General features: G+C 61.2%; 21 protein-coding genes and 1 tRNA gene. 9 read left to right on the forward strand and 13 right to left on the reverse strand.

Going from position 1 to position 24,330, the window contains the following annotated elements:
* Window positions 1–97: 97 nt before the first annotated feature.
* Genes ACE2AA_RS10035 through ACE2AA_RS10045 form a run of 3 tightly spaced genes read right to left on the reverse strand, consistent with a single transcriptional unit; the run spans window position 98 to window position 3,898 of the window.
* Window positions 98–739: a membrane integrity-associated transporter subunit PqiC gene (locus tag ACE2AA_RS10035; RefSeq protein WP_141301311.1), complete on the reverse strand. Its 642-nt coding sequence runs from the start codon at window positions 737–739 to the stop codon at window positions 98–100.
* A gap of 4 nt (window positions 740–743) precedes the next feature.
* Entirely contained in the window at window positions 744–2,408 is a 1,665-nt protein-coding gene (locus tag ACE2AA_RS10040; protein WP_141301313.1) for an intermembrane transport protein PqiB, read from the reverse strand.
* On the reverse strand, window positions 2,405–3,898 hold the full coding sequence (locus ACE2AA_RS10045) for a paraquat-inducible protein A (protein ID WP_141261248.1): 1,494 nt from the start codon (window positions 3,896–3,898) through the stop codon (window positions 2,405–2,407). Before ACE2AA_RS10045 ends, ACE2AA_RS10040 begins: the two co-directional genes overlap by 4 nt.
* Before the next feature lie 95 nt (window positions 3,899–3,993).
* Here ACE2AA_RS10045 and ACE2AA_RS10050 point away from each other — a divergent pair.
* Together ACE2AA_RS10050 and ACE2AA_RS10055 are read left to right on the forward strand one after the other, a co-directional pair.
* Window positions 3,994–4,068: transfer RNA gene (locus tag ACE2AA_RS10050), tRNA-Thr, on the forward strand.
* Window positions 4,069–4,380: 312 nt separating this feature from the next.
* Complete coding sequence (locus ACE2AA_RS10055) at window positions 4,381–4,707, forward strand: hypothetical protein (RefSeq protein ID WP_395369635.1); 327 nt, start codon at window positions 4,381–4,383, stop codon at window positions 4,705–4,707.
* 94 nt (window positions 4,708–4,801) lie between these two features.
* Here the strand turns inward: ACE2AA_RS10055 and ACE2AA_RS10060 are convergent, their stop codons facing one another.
* A complete protein-coding gene (locus ACE2AA_RS10060; protein ID WP_395369636.1) occupies window positions 4,802–6,154 on the reverse strand; it encodes a gluconate:H+ symporter in 1,353 nt (450 codons plus the stop codon).
* Between the two features lie 199 nt (window positions 6,155–6,353).
* The gene (locus tag ACE2AA_RS10065) at window positions 6,354–6,845 is read right to left on the reverse strand and encodes a MarR family winged helix-turn-helix transcriptional regulator (protein WP_193557675.1); all 492 of its coding nucleotides are present in this window, start codon (window positions 6,843–6,845) and stop codon (window positions 6,354–6,356) included.
* A gap of 191 nt (window positions 6,846–7,036) precedes the next feature.
* Here ACE2AA_RS10065 and ACE2AA_RS10070 point away from each other — a divergent pair, with 191 nt between their 5' ends.
* Window positions 7,037–9,241, forward strand: coding sequence for an FUSC family protein (locus ACE2AA_RS10070; protein WP_395369639.1), 2,205 nt, complete (start codon window positions 7,037–7,039; stop codon window positions 9,239–9,241).
* On the opposite strand, the gene ACE2AA_RS10075 is transcribed toward ACE2AA_RS10070, so the two are convergent.
* From ACE2AA_RS10075 to ACE2AA_RS10085, 3 genes are all read right to left on the reverse strand, one after another.
* On the reverse strand, window positions 9,222–9,827 hold the full coding sequence (locus ACE2AA_RS10075) for a preprotein translocase subunit YajC (protein WP_395369641.1): 606 nt from the start codon (window positions 9,825–9,827) through the stop codon (window positions 9,222–9,224). The two genes, ACE2AA_RS10070 and ACE2AA_RS10075, sit on opposite strands and share 20 nt — an antisense overlap.
* A 125-nt stretch (window positions 9,828–9,952) precedes the next feature.
* A complete protein-coding gene (locus tag ACE2AA_RS10080; RefSeq protein WP_141261253.1) occupies window positions 9,953–10,570 on the reverse strand; it encodes a glutathione S-transferase family protein in 618 nt (205 codons plus the stop codon).
* Window positions 10,567–11,232, reverse strand: a complete 666-nt coding sequence (locus ACE2AA_RS10085; RefSeq protein WP_395369642.1) for a Rieske 2Fe-2S domain-containing protein — start codon at window positions 11,230–11,232, stop codon at window positions 10,567–10,569. Before ACE2AA_RS10085 ends, ACE2AA_RS10080 begins: the two co-directional genes overlap by 4 nt.
* Before the next feature lie 182 nt (window positions 11,233–11,414).
* On the opposite strand from ACE2AA_RS10085, the gene ACE2AA_RS10090 reads away from it, so the two are divergent.
* A complete protein-coding gene (locus ACE2AA_RS10090) occupies window positions 11,415–12,266 on the forward strand; it encodes an aromatic ring-hydroxylating dioxygenase subunit alpha (protein WP_141261255.1) in 852 nt (283 codons plus the stop codon).
* 107 nt (window positions 12,267–12,373) lie between these two features.
* Window positions 12,374–12,550 (forward strand): hypothetical protein, encoded by a 177-nt coding sequence (locus ACE2AA_RS10095; protein ID WP_162851937.1) that lies wholly within the window; start codon window positions 12,374–12,376, stop codon window positions 12,548–12,550.
* A 306-nt stretch (window positions 12,551–12,856) separates the two neighbouring features.
* On the opposite strand, the gene ACE2AA_RS10100 is transcribed toward ACE2AA_RS10095, so the two are convergent.
* Complete coding sequence (locus ACE2AA_RS10100) at window positions 12,857–14,131, reverse strand: chloride channel protein (RefSeq protein ID WP_395372187.1); 1,275 nt, start codon at window positions 14,129–14,131, stop codon at window positions 12,857–12,859.
* Window positions 14,132–14,234: 103 nt separating this feature from the next.
* The gene (locus ACE2AA_RS10105; RefSeq protein ID WP_395369643.1) at window positions 14,235–15,941 is read right to left on the reverse strand and encodes an alginate export family protein; all 1,707 of its coding nucleotides are present in this window, start codon (window positions 15,939–15,941) and stop codon (window positions 14,235–14,237) included.
* A 223-nt stretch (window positions 15,942–16,164) separates the two neighbouring features.
* Here ACE2AA_RS10105 and ACE2AA_RS10110 point away from each other — a divergent pair, with 223 nt between their 5' ends.
* Both ACE2AA_RS10110 and ACE2AA_RS10115 read left to right on the forward strand, forming a co-directional pair.
* Window positions 16,165–16,503 (forward strand): P-II family nitrogen regulator, encoded by a 339-nt coding sequence (locus tag ACE2AA_RS10110; protein WP_141261259.1) that lies wholly within the window; start codon window positions 16,165–16,167, stop codon window positions 16,501–16,503.
* Window positions 16,500–17,879, forward strand: a complete 1,380-nt coding sequence (locus tag ACE2AA_RS10115) for an ammonium transporter (protein ID WP_141301326.1) — start codon at window positions 16,500–16,502, stop codon at window positions 17,877–17,879. The genes ACE2AA_RS10110 and ACE2AA_RS10115 overlap by 4 nt, the downstream gene beginning before the upstream one ends.
* Window positions 17,880–18,052: 173 nt before the next feature.
* Here ACE2AA_RS10115 and ACE2AA_RS10120 read toward each other — a convergent pair whose 3' ends face one another.
* The 3 genes from ACE2AA_RS10120 to ACE2AA_RS10130 all read right to left on the reverse strand — a co-directional run bounded on the left by ACE2AA_RS10120 (window position 18,053) and on the right by ACE2AA_RS10130 (window position 21,918).
* Entirely contained in the window at window positions 18,053–18,580 is a 528-nt protein-coding gene (locus ACE2AA_RS10120; RefSeq protein WP_395369646.1) for a GNAT family N-acetyltransferase, read from the reverse strand.
* Window positions 18,581–18,623: 43 nt separating this feature from the next.
* Window positions 18,624–20,831 (reverse strand): TonB-dependent receptor, encoded by a 2,208-nt coding sequence (locus tag ACE2AA_RS10125; RefSeq protein WP_395369647.1) that lies wholly within the window; start codon window positions 20,829–20,831, stop codon window positions 18,624–18,626.
* Window positions 20,832–21,207: 376 nt separating this feature from the next.
* Complete coding sequence (locus ACE2AA_RS10130) at window positions 21,208–21,918, reverse strand: TetR/AcrR family transcriptional regulator (RefSeq protein ID WP_141301332.1); 711 nt, start codon at window positions 21,916–21,918, stop codon at window positions 21,208–21,210.
* 222 nt (window positions 21,919–22,140) lie between these two features.
* Between ACE2AA_RS10130 and ACE2AA_RS10135 the strand changes: the two genes are divergently transcribed.
* Window positions 22,141–23,733, forward strand: coding sequence for an efflux transporter outer membrane subunit (locus ACE2AA_RS10135; RefSeq protein WP_395372188.1), 1,593 nt, complete (start codon window positions 22,141–22,143; stop codon window positions 23,731–23,733).
* 111 nt (window positions 23,734–23,844) lie between these two features.
* Window positions 23,845–24,258, forward strand: coding sequence for an RNA polymerase-binding protein DksA (gene dksA / locus ACE2AA_RS10140; RefSeq protein WP_010508899.1), 414 nt, complete (start codon window positions 23,845–23,847; stop codon window positions 24,256–24,258).
* The last annotated feature ends 72 nt before the right edge of the window (window positions 24,259–24,330 follow it).

Genomic DNA, 24,330 nt, shown 5'->3' on the forward strand with positions numbered 1-24,330 from the left:
GGAAATTGACAATTTTTTTGGTGAAGCTTTTTCAAAAGGCTTTGAAGAATGCCGCCTTTTTGAAAAAAGGTGGCACCCAGAAACCTTTATTTACCGTTCAGGAGTGATGCGCCGCTGGCGCCACAGGCAACGCCTGCAACCGTTCAGCCGCCATATCCGCCACCTGTCCCGTCAACTGGCTCAACGCCGCCACCATGGCCCGCGTGCCGGTGCCGGTGGGTGACGCACTCAGGTCAAGCGGCACGGACAGACCGTGATCCGCATCTCCTACCCTATGCACGGACAGACTGCCGGCGAGGTGTACCAGCCCCGCCGAATCGCGCGCGAAGCGGGTGATCTCGACCTCGACAGCACCCTCCGCCGGTATGGTGGTCGCATCATTCTGGGCAAAAACGGTCCGGCCCGGCAGGCGCTGCTGCAGGTCAGTGGACAGCACATGCCCCAGCATCAGGGCCAGCGGCTCGCTCCATGCAGCCCCCGTCAGCGGTGTCACACTGTAATCATCCTGCACGCCCACAATGGTCTGCCGGTCCAGTGTGGACGGAACACCAGGGGTGCGGACTTCGATCACGGCGGGAACCTGCGACCCGACGACGGCAGGCTGCGTGCTGGCCACCGGGGCCAGTGAATACAGCGTCGGGTCGGATGACCCGCACCCAACCAGCATAAGCGTTCCCGCCATGGCAGCAGTCACGGCCATGGCCCGCCGCGCGGAATGTGTGAAGAAGGGGCGTCGCATGGTCTTATCGTCCCGTAATCAGTGCCGAGGGATGGTGGGTCAGGAAGTCCGACAGGAAGCGCAGCGAACGTGCGGCATCGTTAAGCTGCTGCATCATCTGCTGCAGATTGCGCTGGAAGTCGGTATCGCCGCCATAGCTGGACAGGACCGAGTTCGCGTTTTTCAGCGTCTTGTCCATGCCGGTCAGCAGTTGCGGCATTTCGCTGCGGGCGTCACGCGAAATGACCTGCAGGTTCTGTAGCGAACTGCGCAGCGCGGTCAGCGCCTGCTTCGTATCGGGGCTGTTGATCCGCGCATCGGCGTGGGCCAGCAGGCTGGTCAGATTGTCGCCCATCTGGGTCAGCGGCATCGCGGCGATCTTGTCGCCAATGACGGACAACGAATCCATGATGCCCGCCATGCCACCCGCCTGACCCGGCAGGACCATGGCGTCGCCTTCCATCGTGATCTGCTCGGGCTTCGCGTTCTTGACGAAGGTCAGCGCGATTTCGGATTCGCCGGTCAACATGCTGGTGCTCTGCACCGATGCGCGCAGCCCATCCGCCACCTGCGTACGCAGCAGTCCGGTCATGGCATCGGGCGGAACCTGCTGGTTATCCAGCACGCGTTCGGGCTGCAGTTCCATGGCCACGCGTACATGCGCCTTGCCGGTGGCGGGATCAACCTCCAGCTTTACATCGTCGATCATGCCGACCTGAATGCCGAACATGGTCAGGCGCCCCCCCTTCGTCAGGCCGGAAACCGAACTGGTCAGGTAGGTGACAAGGGGAATGCGTTCACGGTAGCCCGCGCTATTCGCCTCTTCCGCGCTGTCATACAGCAGGAAAGTGGTATCCTCCCCGGCGGTGCTGGGCAGGGTATTCTTCTCGTTACGCGCATCGGGCGGGTCGAACGCGACCCCACCGGACAGCAGCGCCTGCAGTGACTGCAGCTTGACCTTCAGCCCACCCGGGCCAAGCCCCACCTGCACCCCCGACACGTTCCAGAAACGCGTAGTGGTGCGCAGGTAGCTGTCATACGGGGCCTGCACGAAAATTTGCACCTTGATCGGTCCGCGGCCTTCGGGCGGCATGGTGTAACCCAGCACTTCGCCCACCACCACGTCGCGGAAGAAGATCGGCGCGCCCTGACCGAGCGAGCCAAGGGACTGCGTAATCAGCGTATAGGTATGCCCCGGCTGGTCCGAACGCACGCCCGGCGGCGATTCCAGCCCCTTGAAATGCGTGGTGTAATGACCGCCCGGCTCCCCCGCATCCATGGCAATGTAAGCGCCGGACATGACAGTTTCCAGTCCGGTCACGCTGGCACCGTTGATACGTGGCCGCACGACCCAGAAACGGGCATGATCGGTCAGCGTGCGGGCTGCCGATGATGTCATGCGCACGGCGACCTCGACATGGTGCAGATCATCGCTCAGCCGGATCGAATCGACCGTGCCCAGCGGTACCGACTTGTTCTTGACCTCGGTCTGGCCGCTGGTCAGGCCATCAGCCGTATCGAAGCTTATGACGATCAGCGGCCCACGCTCGGTCAGGCCGCGCCAGCCCAGGTAACCTGCGATCAGGATGGCGACAATCGGCACAAGCCAGACCACGGAGAAACGGTACCGCCGCGCACGGGCCTGTGGCACGTCCCCCTGCGGGTCATTGGAAAGGAAATCGTCATTCACGCCTGATCTGGCTCCATGCTGGCCGGTCCGGTGCCGACCGGGGAAAGGGAAGGTGAAGGGGGCATCTGTCCGGGATCCCGTGCGGCCTGCGCACGCAGCACGGACGGGGGCAGGCCATCCACCACCCGCCCATTGCGTCCCGCCGCATCCCACATGATGCGCGGATCAAAGCTCCATGCCCCCAGCAGGGTCAGCACTACGACAGCGGCAAAGGCCACCATGCCCGCATTGGCGGTGACACTGGCCATGGCGTTGAAACGGACCACCGCTACAAGGATTGAAATCATGAACACGTCGATCATGGACCACCTGCCCACCATATCCACCACCCGGAACAGCCGGGTCCGGGCCACAAGATGCCCGCGCGCACCATGCCATGTCTGCCAGACCATCCAGCCAAGGCTTGCGATCTTGAGCATCGGAACAGTGATGGAGGCAAAGAACACCAGAAGTGACAGCGGAATCATGCCGTCCACCCACAATTCGATCGCGCCTTCGACAATGGTATGGCCACCCCCACCACCCATGCGCATGAAGGTCATGACCGGGTACAGGTTGGCGGGAATATAGAAAACGATGGCCGCGATCAGGAAGGCGGTGGTGCGTGTCAGTGACTGCGGCAGACGGCGCCAGACCTTGTGCTCGCAGCGCGGGCAGATCCCCACGCAGGTCAGGTTGGATACCGGGTGCGCCAGTTCTCCCACCAGCCCGCACGACGTGCAGGCCACCAGATGGTCCACCGGCGGCATGCCGACATCGTCCACATGCACGTAATCCACCTCGACCGCCTGATCCCCTTCGGCACGGGTCAGGGAATCGATGCGGCGATGCCGCCAGATCATTTCGGTATCCAGCGTCGAATCCGTGGCAGCCATGGTCAGCATCAACGCGCCGATCAGATACACGGCAGGTCCGACATCGACATGGGCCATGTCGGTCAGCTTGGTATAGGCAACGAAAATGCCGAGGATATAGACCTCGACCATCGACCACGGTCGCAGCTTGTCATACCAGACGAGGACACGTGGCGCCCAGTCGGGCAGTTGCCGGGATGACGCGGCGTACAGAATGGCAAACATGAACCCGATGGCTACAGCCGGGGCCAGGATCGTGACCGCGCCGACCAGCACACCGGCTTCTCCCCACCCTTCGTGCATGAGTTCCATCGGCCCGGTCAGCAGGTCCACGGTGCGCTGCCTGCCATACACATCCAGTGTCATGAGCGATGATGCAAGTGCCGCCAGATAGAACGCAGCCGAGCTTATGCAGAACGCAAGTGGCGTCGCCAGTGGGGCGGTGCGCCGCCTGCGCGCCAGTTTCTGCCCGCAGCGCACGCAAGACGCCTGCTGCCCCGGCTCCAGATCCGGCAGGCGCTGGTACAGGCCGCAGCCGGGGCATTCCGACAACCCGCCAATAACACGCACGTGGCGGATGGGACCTGGTTCCACATCATCACAACGTAGGCGCGGGGAAGAAGAAGACGTGTTCATACCGGACACAGCATATAGACCAAATTAAAATGGGGAATGCCGCATTTGAGATATTGCATCATGCCAGACCATCGTTTATCAGACGCCACAGGTTTGCCGACATAGCTCAGGGGTAGAGCAACTGATTCGTAATCAGTAGGCCCTCGGTTCAATTCCGAGTGTCGGCACCACCTTCCCCCAGTTTTTCAAGATTTCAAAACTTACCCCATTCATAAACCGTTCCCGTGATTCCATAGGGCAACGCGTGGGTAAGCCTGTCCCGTCTGGCTGGTGCCTCCGCATGGACAAAACCGCCATGCCATTCGGCCCCCTCCCCTGATCATGATCATCTGGCCAGTCCGCAAACCCTCATCATGTCGGATATCAGCCTGTTCAATCATTGGCATTACAATATTTACAGAATATATCTTATTTATAATAAATTGTAATTACAATAGGGTGTTTGTTGTATTTTAAATGCATCATATAAAGGAGCACCTGCCATGGGGATAATAAACAACCTCAATTCCTTTTTCGGAAATTACAAAGATACATTTTATATAGAAAAAATATCTATTGATGAAATATCCATAACAAAAGATGGAAAAATTATTCCGGATAAATTGGATATTTTACAAAATTTTTTATACGAACAGGAAGAAAGGACTATATTGAATACAAGTGAAGGCTTTGTATTTCATATAGGCGGCGATTCTTATGTTGTTGATTTTGATGATTATCTAACAAAAAATATTAATCTATACCCAAAAGTTACAATATCAAGAAAAGGCACAGGGCTGGAAATTAAACTATTCATGAGACATGATTAAAATATAGAAACATATATACATAACAAATCCACCCGCTATATTATACAGGCGGCTTTGTTTTCATAACATTGCACGCAGTGCTTCCCGCCGCATCCTACAGGCCGCACCAGCCCAGCATCACGCACATGGCCAGCCCCGCCACCCCGATCAGGGTCTCGATCACGGACCATGTGCGCAATGTCTGCGGCACCGTAAGACCCAGTGCATCACGCACCTGCCAGAACCCCGAGTCATTCATCGGTCCGAACATGACGGCCCCCGCCCCTGTCGCCAGCACCAGCAGTTCGGGAGAGACGCCCGACCCATGCGCCATGATCGGGGCGACGATTCCGGCCGTGGTACTCATGGCGACCGTGGCGGACCCCACCGCCACGCGCATGCCCGCCGCCAGTCCCCATGCCAGAACCAGCAGCGGCACATGCATGCCCACCGCGGCGCTGGCAATCGCATCGGAAATGCCGCTATCCATAAGTTCTGCGCCAAACCCGCCACCCGCGCCGATCATCAGCAGCAGGCTGGCCAGCGGGCCGAGGCATTCGTTGGAATAGGCCAGTATTCTCTCACGCGTCATCCCCCGCCGCAGTCCCAACGTCCAGAACGACAGCAGGGCCGCCAGCGCCAGCCCCACATTCGGGTCGCCCACGAACCGCAGGACAATGGCCCAGCCACTGCTGGCGGCCGTCCCCATGAAACGGGTGGTCGATCCCGCCAGCATCAGGACCATGGGGGCAAGGATGGTGAACAGGGTAATGCCGAATCCCGGCAGGTCCGCCTGCGCGCGGAGTGCGTCATGCCCGTGCGCGTGTTCCGCCCCGGCCCCTGCATCAGCCGGCAGGTATGGGACGATGAAACGGGTATAGACCGGCCCGGAAATGATCGCGACCGGCACACTGACCACAGCCCCCATCCAGATCAGGCGCCCGATATCGGCATGATAGGCTGCAAGGGCGAACATGGTGCCGGGATGGGGCGGCATATACCCCTGCACCACCGACAGGGCGGCAGTGACCGGCAACGCCACATGCAGGATAGGCCGCCCCGTCTGCCGCGCGATGGAAAACGCCAGCGGCACAAGGATGACGAAGCCCACGGTAAAGAAAACCGACAGCCCGACCAGCAGGCCGATCACCATCATGGCCCAGTCCAGCCGCCGTGGCCCCGCAAGAGCCACCACAGTCATGGCGATGCGGTCAGCGCCGCCTGACACTTCCAGCATCTTGCCCAGCATGGTTCCCAGCGCGATGACGGAAGCAATCTGCCCCAGCACCTGCCCGGCGCCACCTTCAAACGACGCCACGACCCGTGCCGCAGGCATACCCGCGGCGAACCCCAGCAGCATGGAGGCGATCAGCAGGGCCAGGAACGGGTTGAGCTTGATCCGCTCAATCAGGAAAACGACAACGCAAATGGCCACAACAGCCAGTAACAGGGCCATTCCGACCGACATTGACGCCTATCCTCCAGTTCCATGTCCCGATGCGTGGCCTGTCATGGCATCAGCCAGCGGGCGTGGACATGGTGTTTACTATATCAGGGCCGGACAGGAAGAACTGATACGGGTCAGTCAGAAAGCATTTCAAAACAATCAACGTTTTGGGGTGCCGTCTTTTTTCAAAACGCAGCGTTCCCTGAAGCTTTTTGATGGTTTACGGCGTAACGGTGGAATCCATCATCACATTCTCCGCCTGCCGCAACACACGGGACAGGACATCCATCATGTCCTGCACCCTGTTGGCGGGAACGCCATCCAGCACGCGGGCCTCCATGTCGGCACAGATGCGGTGCAGGGTCGCGCATTTACACCTGCCACGCGCAGTCAGCACAAGGCTCTTGGCGCGCCTGTCCTCCTGATCGGGGTGGCGTTCGACCAGCCCTTCTTCCTCCAGCAGATCCAGCACACGCACCAGCGCCGAGCTGTCGGTATTCATGGCCTGGGCCAGCGTGCGCTGGCTGACACGGTCGGGCAGCATCATGAGGTACGCCAGCGGGCGCATCATCGCCATGCTCATGCCTTCGGGCCGCAGGGCGCGGTCCAGGCCCAGCCGCCACGTATTGGCCAGCCGCATGGTCAGGAACGTCATCCTCATGTCCTGAAAGCCCGCGCCCTCAATATCAGGCAATGGTGAACGGTCAGCCATGCGCATCCCCTGCTGGTGTCAGACCCCGCCGAAGTCCTCTGCGTGCCCGATAGCATGCCCGCATGGCCGGATCATGACCCATTTATGCGATGGCTGCCCGGCGGCACCGATATATACAGGGCGGATATAATTGACATGGCATTAATTGTCATACAATAAATTGCGTTTCAGGCCCTTTATCTTCCTGCGGCATGCGTTATCAGATGCCCCAGACGCCGCAGCCGGGAGTCGGCACCCACATGTTTTCCAGCCTTACGCGCCATTTTTCCGATGATGCCCAATGGGCCGCGCTACGCACCACGGCGGCGTTCAGCGGGCGGGCGCTTCTGTCAGTCGCCATAGCCCTGTTCCTGGCGTTCAGCTTCCAGCTGCAATCCCCCATGAGTTCGGTCACCACTGTCATGATCGTGGCCAACCCGACGGTGGGCGCGCTGGTGTCCAAAAGCGTATGGCGCGTGATCGGGACCATTATCGGCGCATCCATAAGCGTGGGGCTGATGGCGGTGTTCGTGCAGTCGCCGGCCCTGTATTTCATGGGGCTGTCCGCCACGGTGGGGCTGGCGTGTATGGCGGCGACCTTCCTGCGGCTGTTCCGCGCATATGCCGCCGTGCTGACGGGTTATACCATCGTCATCATCTCGGCCCCCGCCTTTGACGACCCGGATGGCATTTTCCTCAGCGCCATGTCGCGGCTTTCCGCCGTGGTGGTGGGAATCGTGACGACGGCGGCGGTATTCATGGTCACGTCACCGCGCCGGTCAGACACGCTGTTCGTGCAGATTCATGACCTGTTCCGCGATACGGTCAGCTATATCCTGGCCTTTCATCAGGGCTACACCAACGTGCCGGCACGGAATCCGGACGCCCTGCCGGGCAGCACGTTCCGCACGCTACCCACCAATTTTCATGACAGCCGGGCGGCCATGCTGGCACGGATAGGGCGGCTGTCGGATGCGGTGGAATACGCGGCCACCGATAATTACGACATAAGCGTACGCGAACGCGAAATCCGCGCGGGGCTTGCGCGCCTGTCGGGTATCGTGGCGTCTTACCATCCTCACACCATCACCGCATCCGATACCGAACAGGACCGTGTGGTGCATACCGAGATCGTGTCCATGCTGCAGTTCCTCATGGACAGGACGGCGGACCGGACGCTGGAAGCCAGTTGGATGGAAGGATGCGCGCGCATACGCCATACCCGCGACCTTATGATCACGCAGGCACGGGAGACGCATTCCCCGCAATCACTGCTGTTCCTTGACGACATACAGGACCTGCTGGGCCAGATCGAAACCGCGTTGCAGGATCTTTCGCGCCGGGGCAGCGCGGGGCGCAGGCTGCGGCTGCAACCCTATCTGGAATGGCCGACGGCGCTGCGCAACGGTGCGCGCGGCATGCTGATCACCATGTCGGCCTGCCTGATATGGTACGTCCTGCACTGGACTGCGGCCCCGACCATGATGCTGTATGTGGTGGCGGCGGCCAGCCTGCTGTCCACCCTGCCTTCCGCATCACGCGCGGCAGGGCTTATGGCGGCAGGGACCGCGCTGGGGGTTCCGGCAGGGCTTCTGTGCCATACCTACCTGCTGCCACAGATAGACGGGTACCCGCTGCTGTGGCTTTCGCTATGCATCATGCTGCTGCCGGGGATATGGCTGCAGTTCCATCCGAAATTCGGGGTTGGCGGGTTTGGTTACGGCGTGTTCTCGACCGTGATGCTGCAGGTCAACAACCCGATCCATTACTATAACGATGTCAGCCTGCTTAACGGGTGGATGGCGCTGCTTATGGGCTGCATCATGCTGGTGCTGTCGTTTCGGGTCATCCTGCCGCCCAACCACAGGCTGGATGCCGCCCGCCTCGTCACGTCACTGACCCGCAGCCTGCGCAGGCTGGCGCTGTCGGGACGCCGGCAGGGCAAGGAATGGCTGGTATGGGAAAACCTGCAACTGCAGAAAGTGCTGCGTCTGGCGATGCGGCTGTCCTTTTTCGCCCGGCCCGCCATGATTCATGAATACATAGATGCCGCACTTGCCACGCTGTCACTGGGGCGACTGGTGGAACGGATACGGATGCTGGCCGCAAGCCCCGACATAACCGGGGCGCAGCAGGTCGCCATTTACGATGCGCTCGATACGTTTTCCGAACTGGCGCACAACCCGCTGCTGACGGCGGCGGGCCTGCGGCGGGCAGCAGATGTGCTGTGCCCGCCCGATGCGATCACGCTACGTCCCCCCGCGCAGGTGGAAGCCATGGCGTGTCTGGAACAGGCGGCGCGGATCATACAGGATATTCCCGGCTTCCTCGACCAGCGCGGCCCGCTGCAATGGGCGGAGGATTATCCCGCCGCCCACCGTCCGCCGCTTGCGGCCGTCAGGACGGAATCCGGCTGAGCACCGAGAACGACACCGCATCCATGACCGTCGTGTCCACTTCGTCACCCGGCTTCAGGGTTTTCAGGAATTCCTGCATCGGCTTCTGACGCACCAGCACGACGCGGGTAATGTCATCAGGATCGACAAACACAACCTGATTGCGCGTGGTGTCCACGCCCGTCACCTTCACGCGTTCACGCTTGAAGGACACCATCATACCATGCGGGTGCGGTCCGGTGCGCGTGCCTGCGGCACTCTCGGTCGATTCCGGCATCGGCGCGCCCGGCGGTGCGATAGCGGCGTCAATGGTGCGCACGATACGCAGGCCGATCTTGTCACCGGCATGAAGGGTCGGCAGCTTGGCGCGCAGGTCGGGATCGACGCGCACGGTGTCCAGGTTGCCCGCCTTGTCACGCAGCAGCACCATGCCCGCATCGTGGTCCACGCTTTCGACGATTGCGGTCGCCGTCTGGTTGCCCACGATAACCGGGGCGGCCTGCGCCATGGCGGCATGCGACCCGCCACACAGACTGGCGGTACCTGCCGTGATGGTAATGGCCAGTGCCGCCGCAACGCGGCGGGGTGCAAACAGCTTCATGTCCATGTTTCTTGTTCTTTCCTCAGTCTCTTGACGGGTATGGATCCCTGCCGGTCGGGCCTGCGCCCGGGCCGACTTCGTCATATTCCATACCCCCTAAATGCAGTCATGTATCCAAAGATGTATGATGATCAGGCATAGTCCGGAACGCCGGGCATGACCATAAAGCCCGGCAGGCCGCGCATCCGGCGTGCCCATCGCCGCAGGGCGGGGCAGGTATCGCGTTCCACCCCAAGGTCCACCGTCAGCGCGAACACGACAAACAGCACCACATCGGCAATGCTGGGAGCGGGGGAGGCGAACCAGTCGTGCCCTTCCATCGCGCGGGCGGTCATATGGTCTTCCATCCGGCGCAGGGCAGCCACCAGCGCGCCCATGGGCGGCAGGACCGGCAGCGTGGTGCCGAAGGCAATATCCCGAGCCGCCGCCATTGTATCAAGCGCCGTGGCCCCGAAATCCAGCCAGTCGAGGATCATCCATTCATGCGCCGGGTCCAGCCATGCCCGCGCGACCGCAGGCTGGCGGGCGACAAACTGCATGATCGCACCCGGACGTGACAGCCTCACGCTGCCTGCCACCAGTACCGGCGGCCTTTCACCCGGCCGCAGTCCCGCCGGGCGCTGGCCCATGGGCAGGTCCATGTCAGCCGCCCGCGTCTCATACGTCATGTTCATAAGCGACAGGCCAAGGCGCACGGCATAGCAGCGCACATCCGGCGTCCAGTCATACAGGACCACTCCAGCGCTCATGCCAGTGCTCCCATAGCCAGTTCGTTCATGATGCGGTCGGTCACAGCCCCGCTTTCCACCGCGTCACGCAACCGTTCGGCCCAGCGTGACAGCGCGGGGAGCGGTACTTCCTCCGCATCCGCCACCCGCACCACATGCAGCATGCCCTGCCCTGCCACCGGTTCATGCACCGCAAGGCCAACCGGCCCGTGCCATGCAATCCCTGCATCAGGCGCAATGCCGGTCACATGGCGCAATGCCCCCACGGATGCATTGACGTGAAGGGTGCGCACCGGCTGCACGTTGTCCGGTCCTGTCCCCCCGACAGGAAAATCCTCCGCCCCGTCCATGCTGACCCATGCAAGGCCTGCATGTTCACGCACGCTGTAGGCATGCACATGGATCGAGGCGGGCACGCGTACCTGCGGGTGGGCCGGGATCAGCCTGCACCGTGCACCGCCGCCAAACTGCCAGCCATGGTACAGGCACCCCAGCGCATCATCACGCACGAAGCCGAAACTCAGCCGCATGCCACGATGGGGGCAGCGGTCTTCCCACGCATGCAGCGCGGGAGTGGGTGTGTCCTCGCGCCACAACACGACTTCGCGGCCATCAATCCGCACACCCGCGACCTCGCCACGGCGTATATCGGACAGGACACTGACCGGCTGCCATCTTTTCATACGTTCCCCACTTCTCTTCCATCAGACCCTGAGGATTGCACACCGCCGGGCTTACCGGACACAACAGCGTGTATTCTTTCACGCAACACCATGGCGTACCACCACGGAGGCAGCTAACATTACGTCATCGTCACGGCAATCCGCGCCCAACGCGATGGCATACCGCAAACAGGAACCGGGCAATGACACAGATCACCGCCGATGAAACCATCCTGTCCGACTGGCATGTAATCAGTCCCCTGTCACAACTGCGCACCACGCCCACCGACACCATGCTGCTGGACCGGCACATCACCTTTGGCCTTGATGCGCAGGGCAATCCTTTCGCCTGCGACGTGACGGACAGGCGCAGCCTGCCGGTCCGTGCCCGCCATGGCTGTCTGTGGACCTGTCTGGGCACGCCCGCAGGCGATATTCCCGCCATTGACGAAGCACAGGAACCAGACCGCAGGCTGGTGGATTGCGGGGTCTTCACGGTGCGGACATCGGCACCGCGCATTGTCGAGAATTTCCTCGACATGGCGCATTTTCCCTTTGTCCACACCAATATCCTTGGCGCCGAGCCGAACACCGAAGTCGCCCGCTACACCATCGAGATGCGTGAAGACGGTAACGAGGTCTGGGCTACGGACTGCCATTTCTTCCAGCCACAGGCCGCCCTGTCCGCCACCGACGGGCTGGATACGGAATACCTGTACCGCGTGGCGGGGCCGTTCGTGACGCTGCTGTACAAGACCTGCCCCGCGCAGCCCGAACGCTTTGATGTCATTGCCCTGTTCGTGCAGCCCATGACGCAGGAATGTTCACGTGCGCATCCGGTCATGTTCCTGGTTGACGATGTCTCGTCCCAGGCCAGCCTGATCGAATTCCAGCAGACCATCTTCCTGCAGGACCGCATCATACTGGAAAACCAGCGCCCGCGCCGGCTGCCGCTTTCGGCCGGGGCGGAAATCCCCACCATGGCGGACCGCATGTCCGTCGCCTATCGCCGGTGGCTGCGCGACCGCAAGGTGACCTATGGCACGACAGCCTGAACACCTGCGCCTGACGCATTACCCCCTTCCGCCGGGTGGGGCTGCCCGCGCGGGACACATGGTGTAAGCGTCACGCATCACCAGACAGAGACAAGTCAGGAAAACCCATGACCGACCAGACCCAGCCCGACGCCTTTGAACAGGGCAAGGTAGCCGCCACCAGGGGCGAACCGCTGATCGAAAACCCGTTTGACGAGACCCTGCCCACCTATGAACAGTGGAACAAAGGCTGGTGGAGCGTGCGTGAAAATGACGGCGACTTCGATCCATTTTCCGAAAAATAATATATTAATTTCAGATAGTTATTTATAATAATAAAAATTTTTCAGATGCTGCCTTTTAAAAAAGGCAGCATTCTTCGAATGCTTTTTGAAAAAAGCTTCACCAAAAACTTCTTTATAATTTGCACGATGGCGCAACGGCAGGGCCACGATGACGTGAGGTCATTGAAACGTGAGTGTTCCCCCCATTGTAGGGAGGCTGGTCCGCGTGGAATGAATGGCGCTGACGGTTTTGCTGAAACGAAAACGGCGACTGTCCTCAGGGAAAGGCGGCATCGGCACCGATGCCGCCTTTTTCCATTCAGGCAGTCAGGACCGGACCGACATGCTGCCCGGCGCGCCGGGCTGTGTCTGGATTGCCATCCGTCCTCCCAACCGCGTACAGACCCGGAAGGCCAGCAGCGCACCGGCGGATGTAATGAAAACCGGGATCCACATGTCATGCCCCAGATGCGTGAACTCGATCCCCAGCGCCACCGCCGTCAGCGGCATGGACATGAACGTGCCAAGGAAGGCGATGCCACCCAGCAGCGCCACGCTGCCTGCATCCACCGCAGGCAGCACCATGTTCCACACCCCCGCCAGAACGGTAGACAGCAGCGCCCCCATGGTCAGGCTGGGTGTCAGCAGGCCGCCCGCCGCCCCCGCGCGCAATGCCCCCATGATGACCACGACCTTGAGCACCAGCAGGATGGCCGCCAGTTCCATGCCCAGCCGGGCCGATAGCGCAAGCTGCATCGGCCCGCGCCCGTTACCCGGCAGTTGTGGGTAAAAACAGGCCAGCCCCCCCAGCAGGGGAAATACCACCAGGCACCAGCCAATGCGCGAAACACCCTTCGCCGCACGGTTCTGCACGATACCCATCAGCCGCCTGGCAACATGCGCGCCAATTCCAATGACCGGACCGGCGCATATCGCCCACAGCACCACAGGGGCGGTCACCCCCATCGCCCCGGTCTCATACTGGTGCACGTTACCCAGCACTGCCCACGGCACGAACGCCCCGATGGCTGACGCCGCCACCGCGCACAGCACGGCCCGCTGCCCGACAGTGCCCAGCAGCACCTCCAGTATGAACAGCGCCCCCCCCAGCGGCACGTTATAGACCGCCGACAGTCCCGCCCCCGCGCCGCAGGCGATGATGATACGCCGGTCATCGGCCGCAAGGTTCAGCATACGACCCGTCCCGGTCGCCAGCACCGCGCCCAGTTCACGCGGTGCAACCTCACGCCCCAGCGGCGAGCCAAGGCCCACGGTCACGATCTGCAGCAGCAGGTGGATCACGGTGGAAAGCGGCGGCATCGGCTTGCCCGGCCCCGTCTTGCCAACAGCGGCGGCAATGCTGACCAGCGGCCTGCCAAAACGCCCCAGCGCCCACCATCCCACACCGGCCACGACACCCGCAACGGACAGGGCCACGATACGCCGCCAGTGGGGGGCCGCGCTGACGCCGAGCAGGAAGTTATGCGGCCCGCCCGCCTGCCCGTAGCCATAGGCGATATGCTGGATCACGTGCAGCAGCAGCGACAGCACCGTGCCGCCCAGCCCGGACAGGATACCCGTGCAGACAACCGCCATGGCCATGACCGGCCAGGGCGTGGAGGCAGCAGGCGGAACGGAAGGCGAAGCGGGTGTGGTCATGGCTGCATGGGGTATGCCGGATCAGGGTGCGGGCGCAAGACAGGTTTCAGAAGCGGAAGGACAGGTTGGACATGTAATAGGTGCCGCTGCTGCCCCCCACGCGGTTCAGCGCCGACGCGGTCATGAACCGCGACAGGGTCTGCGCCCATGAAAGATGGGGCCCGATCTGCCATGTCAGCGTGGCCTGCGGGGCCATGCCAATGAACGAACCGTTGTAATGATATGCATACTGCAACGCACCCGGCCGTGACAGCGGGGCCTGCGTGCTGTAGCGCCAGTACAGCGGATAGCGCGCCATGATGCTGAGCGACCTGAAGAACGTCATGCGCACCTCTGGCGCGATATCGACCATGTTCGATTCGGATACGGTGAGCGAGGCATCGACATAGGTCAATTGCGGGTTGAACGGCTGGCTGTACGTGCCCACCGTATTACGCCGCGCATCGCCCCCCGAAAACACGTCCGCCTGCAGACCCACAAAGGTATGGAAACGGTCATGCGGGATACGGTAGCCCGCATTGCTGCTGAACGACCATGCATCAATGGGGCGCGACGGGCTGTCTGCCCCCGTGGCGCGAAAGGCGCCGCCCTGCCATATGCCGCCCACCGAAAACTCGATCGGTCCCGCGATGCCGTGCCACCGGCCGCCGAAGTTGTTGCGCGTGGCCATGCCGGGCTGCACCGCGAATGATGGCGCAGATACGCCACTGATCCCACCGCCCGCCTTGGTGCCGAAATAGAACAGGTCAAGAAAGGAGTAGCCCGTCTGCCCCATGAAGACGAAGTCAGGCGGTGCCCATGTGGTCTCCACGCCATACAGGCGGGTGCCGTAATCTTCCGTATCGTGGAAAATGCCATCTGGCGTGATGTCGGTGCCGACAAAATCCCACGCATCCACCCGCACGCGCGACCATGCGGCATAAGCCCGGAACCCGTTCCACGCCAGCGGCACGGAAGAGGACATGCGATAGTACAGCACATAGGCCGGCATATCGAGAAAGGCCTGCCGACCGAACATGAAGCCCGCCTTCGCCCCCGCCACATGCCCCTTCACTTCAATGAAGGCCTGCTGCACATCAAGCTGCTTGCGATAGGTGTCGCCATAGCCATAAGGTCGCCAGCCACCCGCATCGGCATTGATCAGTTCGCCATACAGCCGCACATGCGTGCCCAGATGCAGGTCCGCCCCATACAGGTTACGCACCGTAAAGCGACCCGAATCCGCAACATGCGCCGCCCCCAGCACCGGACGGTTCTCGAACCAGTTGCGGGCCCGCGTCTCACCCGAAAAACTGATCCACACGCTACCGCTGCGGGTCAGGGGAATGTATTTCAGAATATCGAAGGGATCATCACCCTTCTTTTTGCTGCGCAGGCTACTCCAGTCCTCCGCCCAACGGGCCACGCCATACCGGCCGACCGGGCCAAAGCCTGCCGCCTCGCCGCTGTCGCGGTTGAACACGCCCCAGTCATACTGGTGGCCCGACGGGCGGCGATACGCCATGGCGGGCATGCGAACAGGCTGGCCCACGGGGTTGGCCGATGGCAGGTACTCAACCGGTGGTACGGGGACTGCGTGCACATGGATGTTTTCCGGCGCACTGCGTCCCGGCTGCGTGACGGATGCAAAGGCTGCGGGTAGCTGCGCGCCCCATGCCAGCGCACCCGATACCGGCAGGACAAGGGCGGAAAAAGGACGTCGCCCCAAAGGCCGGACACGCCGCGAAACCGTGCGGACGGAAAGATCAGACATAAAGTGGAAAAGCACCTTTCGTTACGAAACAATTCCAATAACGGCATTTCCCCATATCGCAAACGAAAACCGGGAACACGGCGGCTCCGTAATGGCAACACACAGGCACTGCACAACCGGGGCCAAAGGCGGTAGCAAGTTCATATTGCTTCCGGATATGGTTACCTGTACGGAACAGAGACAGCGAAATGATGTTTCAGGGGCAAGGCAGGAAGGGAACGAAATGAAATTCGTTATTGCCGTCATCAAGCCATTCAAGCTCGATGAGGTGCGTGAAGGGTTGCATTCCATCGGGGTGGACGCCCTGACCGCAACCGAGGTCAAGGGGTATGGCCGCCAGAAAGGCCAGACCGAAATCTATCGCGGCGCCGAATACAACATCCAGTTCCTGCCCAAGATCAAGCTGGAGATCGCGGTGGCGGACGCGCAGTGCGACAAGGTGGTGGAGGTAATCCAGACCGCTTCGTGCACCGGCAAGATCGGCGATGGCAAGATTTTCGTACTCGACCTTGAGCAGGCAATGCGTATCAGGACACAGGAAACCGGAGAAAACGCGCTGTGATCACAAAGATTGGCAAGAGCGCCCGCCAGTTCGGGCCTGCGGCCGCAACTGTCGCGCTGTCCATGGGCTGCCTGCCCGCCATGGCGGCTGATGCGGCCCCCGCCGCGATCGACACGGGTGATACGGCATGGATGCTGATCAGTACGGGCCTTGTGCTGATGATGACCATCCCCGGTCTTGCCCTGTTCTATGCCGGGATGGTGCGCAAGAAGAATGTGCTGGCGACACTCATGCAGTCATTCAGCATCTGCTGTATCATGACGGTGGTGTGGATGGTGCTGGGCTACAGCCTGACCTTCACGTCGGGCAACGCGTTCATCGGCGGCCTGTCGCGCGTGATGCTCAACGGCCTGGGCGCAGGGATCTCCAAGGGGTCCGACGTGGCCTTCACCATGGCTGCCGGCACGCCCGCCGCAACGACCATGACCATTCCCGAAAGCGTGTGGATGACGTTCCAGATGACGTTCGCCATCATCACGCCCGCGCTGATTACCGGCGCATTTGCCGAACGCATGAAGTTCAGCGCGCTGTGTGTCTTCACCATCCTGTGGTCGCTGATCGTGTACGTGCCGGTTGCCCACTGGGTCTGGGGACCGGATGGATGGGTCGCCAGCAAGATTGGCGCGATCGACTTCGCCGGTGGCACCGTCGTTCATATCAACGCCGGTATCGCGGGTCTTGTCGCGGCCCTGGTGATCGGGCGGCGCAAAGGTTATGGGGAAGAAGACCTGTCCCCGTACAACCTGACCTACGCCATCATTGGCGCGTCCCTGCTGTGGGTGGGCTGGTTCGGGTTCAATGCCGGGTCCGCCGTAGGCGCGAACGGCCGTGCGGGCATGGCCATGGCCACCACCCAGATCGCGGCTGCCGCCGCTGGCGTGTCATGGATGTGCGCCGAATGGATGAAAACCGGCAAGCCGACCGTGCTGGGTATCATTTCCGGCGCCGTAGGCGGCCTTGTGGCCATTACGCCTGCGGCGGGCTTCGTGCTGCCGGGTGGCGCGCTGATGATCGGTCTGGCTGCTGGCCTGATCTGCTTCTGGGGGGCGACGGGCCTCAAGCACATGATGGGCTATGACGACAGCCTTGACGCCTTTGGCGTGCATGGCATTGGCGGCATCGTAGGTGCGCTGCTGACCGGCGTGTTCGCCTATGGCCCACTTTCGGCCACCGACGCCAGTCCCGAAGGGGTCAGCGGGTCGTTTTCACAGTTCGTGGCGCAGGCGGAATCCGTTGGCATCACCATCGCCTGGTGCGCGGTGCTGACGTTTATCCTGCTCAAGCTGATCGACCTGACCATCGGCCTGCGCGTTACACGCGACGAGGAAATGGAAGGGCTGGACATGAGCCTGCATGGCGAGCGGATCAATTCCTGATTCCCTCTGCCTGTTCCTGCCATCCCCTGAAACTGAGGGCGGCCCTGACGGGTCGCCCTTTTTTCATGCGCAATAATCCATTGATGAAAATAAAAGTTTTTGGGTGCTGCCTTTTTTCAAAAAGGCGGCGTTCTTCGAAGCTTTTTGAAAAAAGCTTCGCCAAAAACTTCTTTTTAATCTGCAGCCGTCACATCCCGCCGCATTGCGCAGCGTGATCCGGCGGGAAAGCCCGCCTGTGCTTCCTCCCGCAGCGCGGCCGCGAGACGCGCATCCAGCCTGTCGGACGACAGCAGGGAAAAGCCCGATTTTTCATAAAACGGGGCGTTCCACGGAAGCGCGCGGAAGGTTGTCAGCGTAAGCCCGGACAGACCGAGCGCACGCGCACCGCCATACGCCGCTGATAACAGCCGTCGCCCCAGCCCCCTTCCCTGCCGGTCATGATCTACCGACATTTCAAGGATATGCAGATCCTGCCCACACGGCTGCGCGCTGAGGAAACCTGCGATCCGCCCCTGTTCATCAACCGCGACCCAGCAGGTGCGCGTGGCGATGCAGGCCCGGTGCGCGTCAACGGACATGACCCCGTCATCCGCCACCCAGGCCAGTTCGGGCACACTACGGAAAGCCTGCCCGGCCGATCGTTCGATGGCGGGAAGGAAGCTGGCGTCATCATCGACCGCCACGCGGATGGAAAAAGACATAGGGTCATCCCGGTTATGTAACGGGATGACCCTAGCACACCCGTCAGAACGACTGTGAAATACCGGTCAGGATGGTCCGGCGCAGCCCGTATTGCGGTGCGCCCACGCCCACGCCGGTGCCGCTGCGCAGCATGTAAGGGTGATCGAACAGGTTGGTTACATCCAGCCGCAACTGCGTGGTGCGCAGGAAGCGGGAATGGAACAGGTCACGGAAGGACTGCACGACCGACATGTTGAAGGTCGCATATTGCGGAATGACGCCGCCATTAGGCACGTCCGAATCCTGCCGCAGGCCACTGCCATAGACCATGGTGGCCGAAACGCGCGTGGGATGTCCTCTGCGATAGAAGAACGTGTAAGACCCACCGGCAGATGCCGTCCAGCGCTGGTCATGATCCAGATGGATCCAGTGCTGGCTGATATATTTCAGGTCATCGGCGTCAAAGTTGAACTGCGCGCTGGTAATGTCCTTGCCAATCGCCCGCGACCACGCGAAATTGCCATACAGCGACAGCGGCCCGTGATCATAGGATGTGGAAAATTCGTACCCGTTGACCTGACCACGCCGGTAATTGAATCCGGACAGGATGATGGGCGCGCCGAACTGCCCTTCATCAATCAGGTTATGGGCCAGCTTGTAATAGGCATCGACCGAGACGCGCCAGCCGGGCAGGATGACCTGCTCGATGCCTGCGTCGAAATAATGGTCACGCTCGGCCTTGACCGTATCGCTACGGCTGACATCGGTCGCAGCGGAGGTATTGGCGAACTGCCGCAGGTCGGTGCCCCCCACCACTTCGAACGGCGGCGGCGTGAAGTAGCGTGAATACCCTGCATGTAGTGCCGCCCCCTTCCATGCGCGCCACACCACGTTGATGCGCGGGCTGAGCTGGTGTTCGTCGGTGTATTCCCCGACACCGTCAAAGCGCAGGCCGTAATTGACCGTCAGGTTGTGCGTCGGCTGCCATTCGTCCTGCACATACAGGCCGTAGATATCGCCGGTGCGGCCATTGCCCGTGTGGATGTTGATCTGCTGGTTTGCATCATTGAACACCGTGGCATCGGCCTTGGTGATGTTGCGTTCGGCAAAGACCTGAAAGCCGAAACGGATGGTGTGGTCGGGGCGGACACGCCATGTCACGTCACTCTGGGTGCCGGTGGACATGACCGAACGTTCGGCATGCTGGCTTATACCCATATACGCAAGGTCACCCATATTGGGGTCGGGGCTGTAGCCAAGGCTGCTGTAACGCGAGAAAACCGATGTCTGCAGGCTGAACGCGCCAATCGTCTTCTGTAGCGACAGGATACCAAAATCGGTAATTTCCTTCTGGCGTTCATTCAGATTGCTGCTGCCCGGCGCCTGGGGCAGCAGGCTGCTGTAATTATCGCCAAACATCGGCTGGCCGCCAATATTGGGCAGCTGGTACTCGGCATTGGATACACCGGCGATCAGGCTGATCCGCGTATTCTCATCAACCGTGTACCGCACGTGGCCCAGAAAATGGTACTGATTGCTCAGGTCATGCGGCGCATTGAAGGACGGGGTCGTGTTCTCGATCCCCACCCGGTCATGCACGTAATCGGCGGTAAAGAAGTAATCCCACTTGCCCGACTGTCCCCCATACTGGGCGGAGGGAAAGAAATAATCCCGCGCCCCACCATAAATGGATACGTTGCCGCCCTTGTTGGTGGATCCGTTCTTGGTGTTGATGTCCACCACGGCGGCCTGCAGGAAGCCATACTGCACGGGCAGCGCACCGGTTGAGAGCGACAGGTTGTCGGCAAAACGGGTCATCAGCGTCTGCCCGAACACATTCAGACCTTCGGGCAACTGCACGCCATCAAGACGGAACTGCACCTCGTTATGGTCACCACGGACATGGATCTGGCCATAGCTGTCCTGCGCCACACCGGGGGCCTGCAGCAGCACGCTGTTCATCCCGGCATTATCGCCACCGGGAATGGTTTCCAGCGCCTTGCGGCTGAAGGCATGCACCGTGGCCCCGGTGGCAGGCTGCAACTGGATACGCGCACGATCCAGCCGGGCGGTGACCGTCATGGCGTCCGGAGCGGAAGACCGGCGCGTGCTCTCCAGATCCGTCGCCTGCACGATGGTGGTGTCAGTGGGGGTGGGCACACTTTCCCCCGTCGTGGTCTGCGCCACGAGGGAGGAAACCGGTGTCAGCACGGTCATGGCCGCCAGCACGGCGGGAGACAGCGGGTGGCGGGAAAACCATAAGCGCGTCATATCAGAGTGGGCTCGCATCCAGTCAGGAGATTTCGGATGACCCAGCCGTATATTGGTACAATATAACATAACAATCTAAAAAAGCAGACTTCTTCACGACGCAGCCAGAATGTTGTTTTTATGCAACATAAGCATGACCGCCCTGATCTATGAGCAGGACAACGATGGCATCAGGCCAGAAAGCCAGCCGTTTCAGATGAAAAGGACAGACGGGATCGCGATGCGTCACCAGTCGGGACGTCGTGATCCTGTCACTCCGCAACAGGTAGGAAACAGCGGAGTATATGGGCTACCCTGCCCGCGTTTCTGGTGAAGCTTTTTTCAGAAAGCCTCCAGGGGATGCCGCCTTTTGAAAAAAGACGGCATCCAGAAACTTTTATGACCTTGAACCGGATGCCGGGCGTTCCATCACGACGGGCGGCAGGCGTGGGGCATCACGCAGGTACGCATTGAGGAACGTGCGCACGGCGGACCGGGCGATGAATTCGATATGCGCCTCATCCGTATTGACCGGCAGTTGCAGCCGAGCACGCGCCACGATTCGGGTCTGGCACAGGCCATAGAACTGTTCCGCCGCGAAAACCGGATCGGGAATGTTCAGCACGCCCGCGTCATTATGCTGCATGAGCCACGCGGACAGGATGCCAATGGCCTTCTGCGGCCCGTGTTTCCAGAAAGTTTCGGCAAGGTCAGGAAAATTCCCCGCTTCCGAAATGATGATACGGTTAAGCATGAGCGACAGCGGCGATGTCAGCAGCCGGATCATGGCCACGGCAAGGTGTTCGAGCGATTCCGTAAGGTTCGCCCCTTCGTCAATCCGGCTGAACAGCAGGGGCATTTTCTCGCACGCACACTGTTCCACAAAGGCGGAGAACAGCATGGCCTTGCTTTCGAAATAATTATACAGCGTTCCCTTGGACACGCCCGCATCCCGCGCGATGCCCGACATGCTGGCCCCTTCATATCCCTGCTGGGCAAAAACACGCGCGGCACCGGCCAGTATCTGCTGGCGCTTGGCCGCGGACGCACCGGACAGCGGGCAGCTTTCGGCCTGTATCTGGCCCGGATGGTCTGGCGTGGTACCCATGGAAATCATCCTGCTCCCATTATCGGTGCGTACTTTCGATTGACCCCGTGTGGAAAGCCGATAGGCTAGGGGACTGACCGAACTGATCGGTCAATTCATGGCATGGTCACGAAACCATGCCAAGAGCATACAGATTTATATTAACTGTTTCCGGGACAACAGGGGGCCGCGTTGGTGGGTAAGGGATTTTCATGGCGCACGGCGGTGGTTGGGTTGTCGGTCATGACCGCCGGATGTGCGGTTGGCCCGAACTTCCACAAGCCAACCCCGTGGACGCCCAAGGAATATGGTGGTCCGAAGCGCATTCAGGCCACGAACGGCAAGGATGGCACGCCCGCGCCGGTGGCAAGCCAGACCTCGTCGGATGACCCCGATACCGCATGGTGGACCATTTTCCACGATCCCGAGCTGACAAAGCTGGAACAGCGCGTCGCGACCGACAACCTTGATGTCCGCCGCTATGCCTACCGCATGGCGCAAAGCCGCGCGGAACTGCGTATCGCAGGGGCCGAACGCTATCCCGCCATGTCAGCCAGCGGGTCATACGCCCGCCAGCAGTACAGCACCAAGATGCTGCAGCGGATCGTAACCGATGTGGAAAGCGATCCGCAGCTGAGCAACAACCCCGTATTTTCCCAATACGCGCCGGCACCCGGACAGGCCAAGATTCCACTATTCAACCAGTGGCGCGACAGCATTGACGCCACATGGGAAATTGACCTGTGGGGCCGCGTGCGTCGCCAGTATGAAGCCGCCGCTGCCCAGGCACAGGCCACGAACGAAGCCCGACGCGGCATGCTGATTTCACGCCAGGCCGAAGTGGCGCGCGATTACATGGAACTGCGCAATACGCAGGAACAACTGCGCATCGTCATGGAAAACCGCGACGTGGCCAGATCCATGCTGGACCTGAACCAGCAGCGCTACACCAGGGGACTGGCCAGCGACATGGAAGTGGAACAGGCCCGCGTGCAGTACCAGAACACGCTGGCGCAACTGCCTCAGCTGGAACAGCAGCTGGTGGCACAGGTCAATGCGCTCAGCCTGCTTATGGGTGAGCCGCCGCGTGCCCTGTCCGATGAACTGCTGACCGCATCCGCCATTCCCCCCGTCCCGCCGCGTGTGCCGGTGGGCGTGCCGTCCGAACTGGCGCGCCGCCGTCCCGATATTCGCCGCGCCGAAGCCAACCTGCACGCCGCAACAGCGCAGGTGGGCGAAGCGGTGGCCGAATTCTATCCGCGCGTGACGATCAATGCCGGGTTCGGGTTTGAATCCCTGTCGTTCCGCGACCTTGGTTTCTGGAATGCGAAGGCATGGAATGTCGGCCCGTCCATCACCCTGCCCATCTTTCAGGGCGGACGCCTGCGCGGGCAGCTGGAACTGCGCAAGGCAGCCCAGAAGGAAGCCGCCATCAGCTACCAGCAGACCGTGCTGGGCGCATGGCATGACATTGACAACGCGCTGACCGCCTATTCCGATGAACAGATCCGCCACGACAACCTGACCCAGCGCATGGAAGCCAGCCACCATGCCCTGCAACTGGCGCAGGACCAGTACCGTCACGGTATGGTGACCTATCTGAACGTGCTGGACAGCCAGCGCCAGTACCTGGGCGCGCAGTCCGACCTGACCACCAGCACGGCCACCATATCGGGCAATCTTGTCCGTCTTTACAACGCACTGGGCGGTGGCTGGGAAACCACATATCCCGAACTTGTTCCCCGCACGAAGCAGACGAATACGGCCCAGGGCCCGGTCACGACCACCACGCCCGCAACCAGCCCTGCCCCCACCACATTGCACCAACCGGCCTGAAACCGGCGTTAAAGGCTTGGCGTGCACGCGCCTTGCTAGTATAAGCCGCCCCGTTCCCGACTGGATGGGCATACGCCGCCACACGGAACCACGGCGCAGGGACCTGTCATCATGATTACATTGCCCCCCGATTATCGCCCTTCGGATGATGAGGAATTCATGAATCCGCAGCAGGTGGAATATTTCCGCCTCAAACTGCTGAAGTGGCGAGCAGACCTCCTCAAGGAAGCGGACGAGACACTTGCCAGCCTGTCCGAAGGCGGCATTCACGAAGCGGACATTACCGACCGTGCCAGTGTCGAGACGGACCGTGCACTGGAACTGCGCACGCGCGACCGGGCGCGCAAGCTGATTTCCAAGATCAACCAGGCGTTGCTGCGCATCGAGGCCGGGACCTACGGCTATTGCGAGGAAACGGGTGAACCCATCGGCCTGAAACGGCTGGAAGCCCGCCCCATCGCGACGCTGTCGATCGAGGCGCAGGAACGTCACGAACGCATGGAACGCATCCACCGCGACGACTGATGACGCCTGCTTCCCGGCTGGATGCCCCCAATTTTCCAGAATACGACAAAAGGGGGTTGCCAGCCGATGCAG

It is taken from the genome of Komagataeibacter diospyri (assembly GCF_043995075.1).
GTDB classification, from domain to species: Bacteria; Pseudomonadota; Alphaproteobacteria; order Acetobacterales; family Acetobacteraceae; genus Komagataeibacter; species Komagataeibacter diospyri.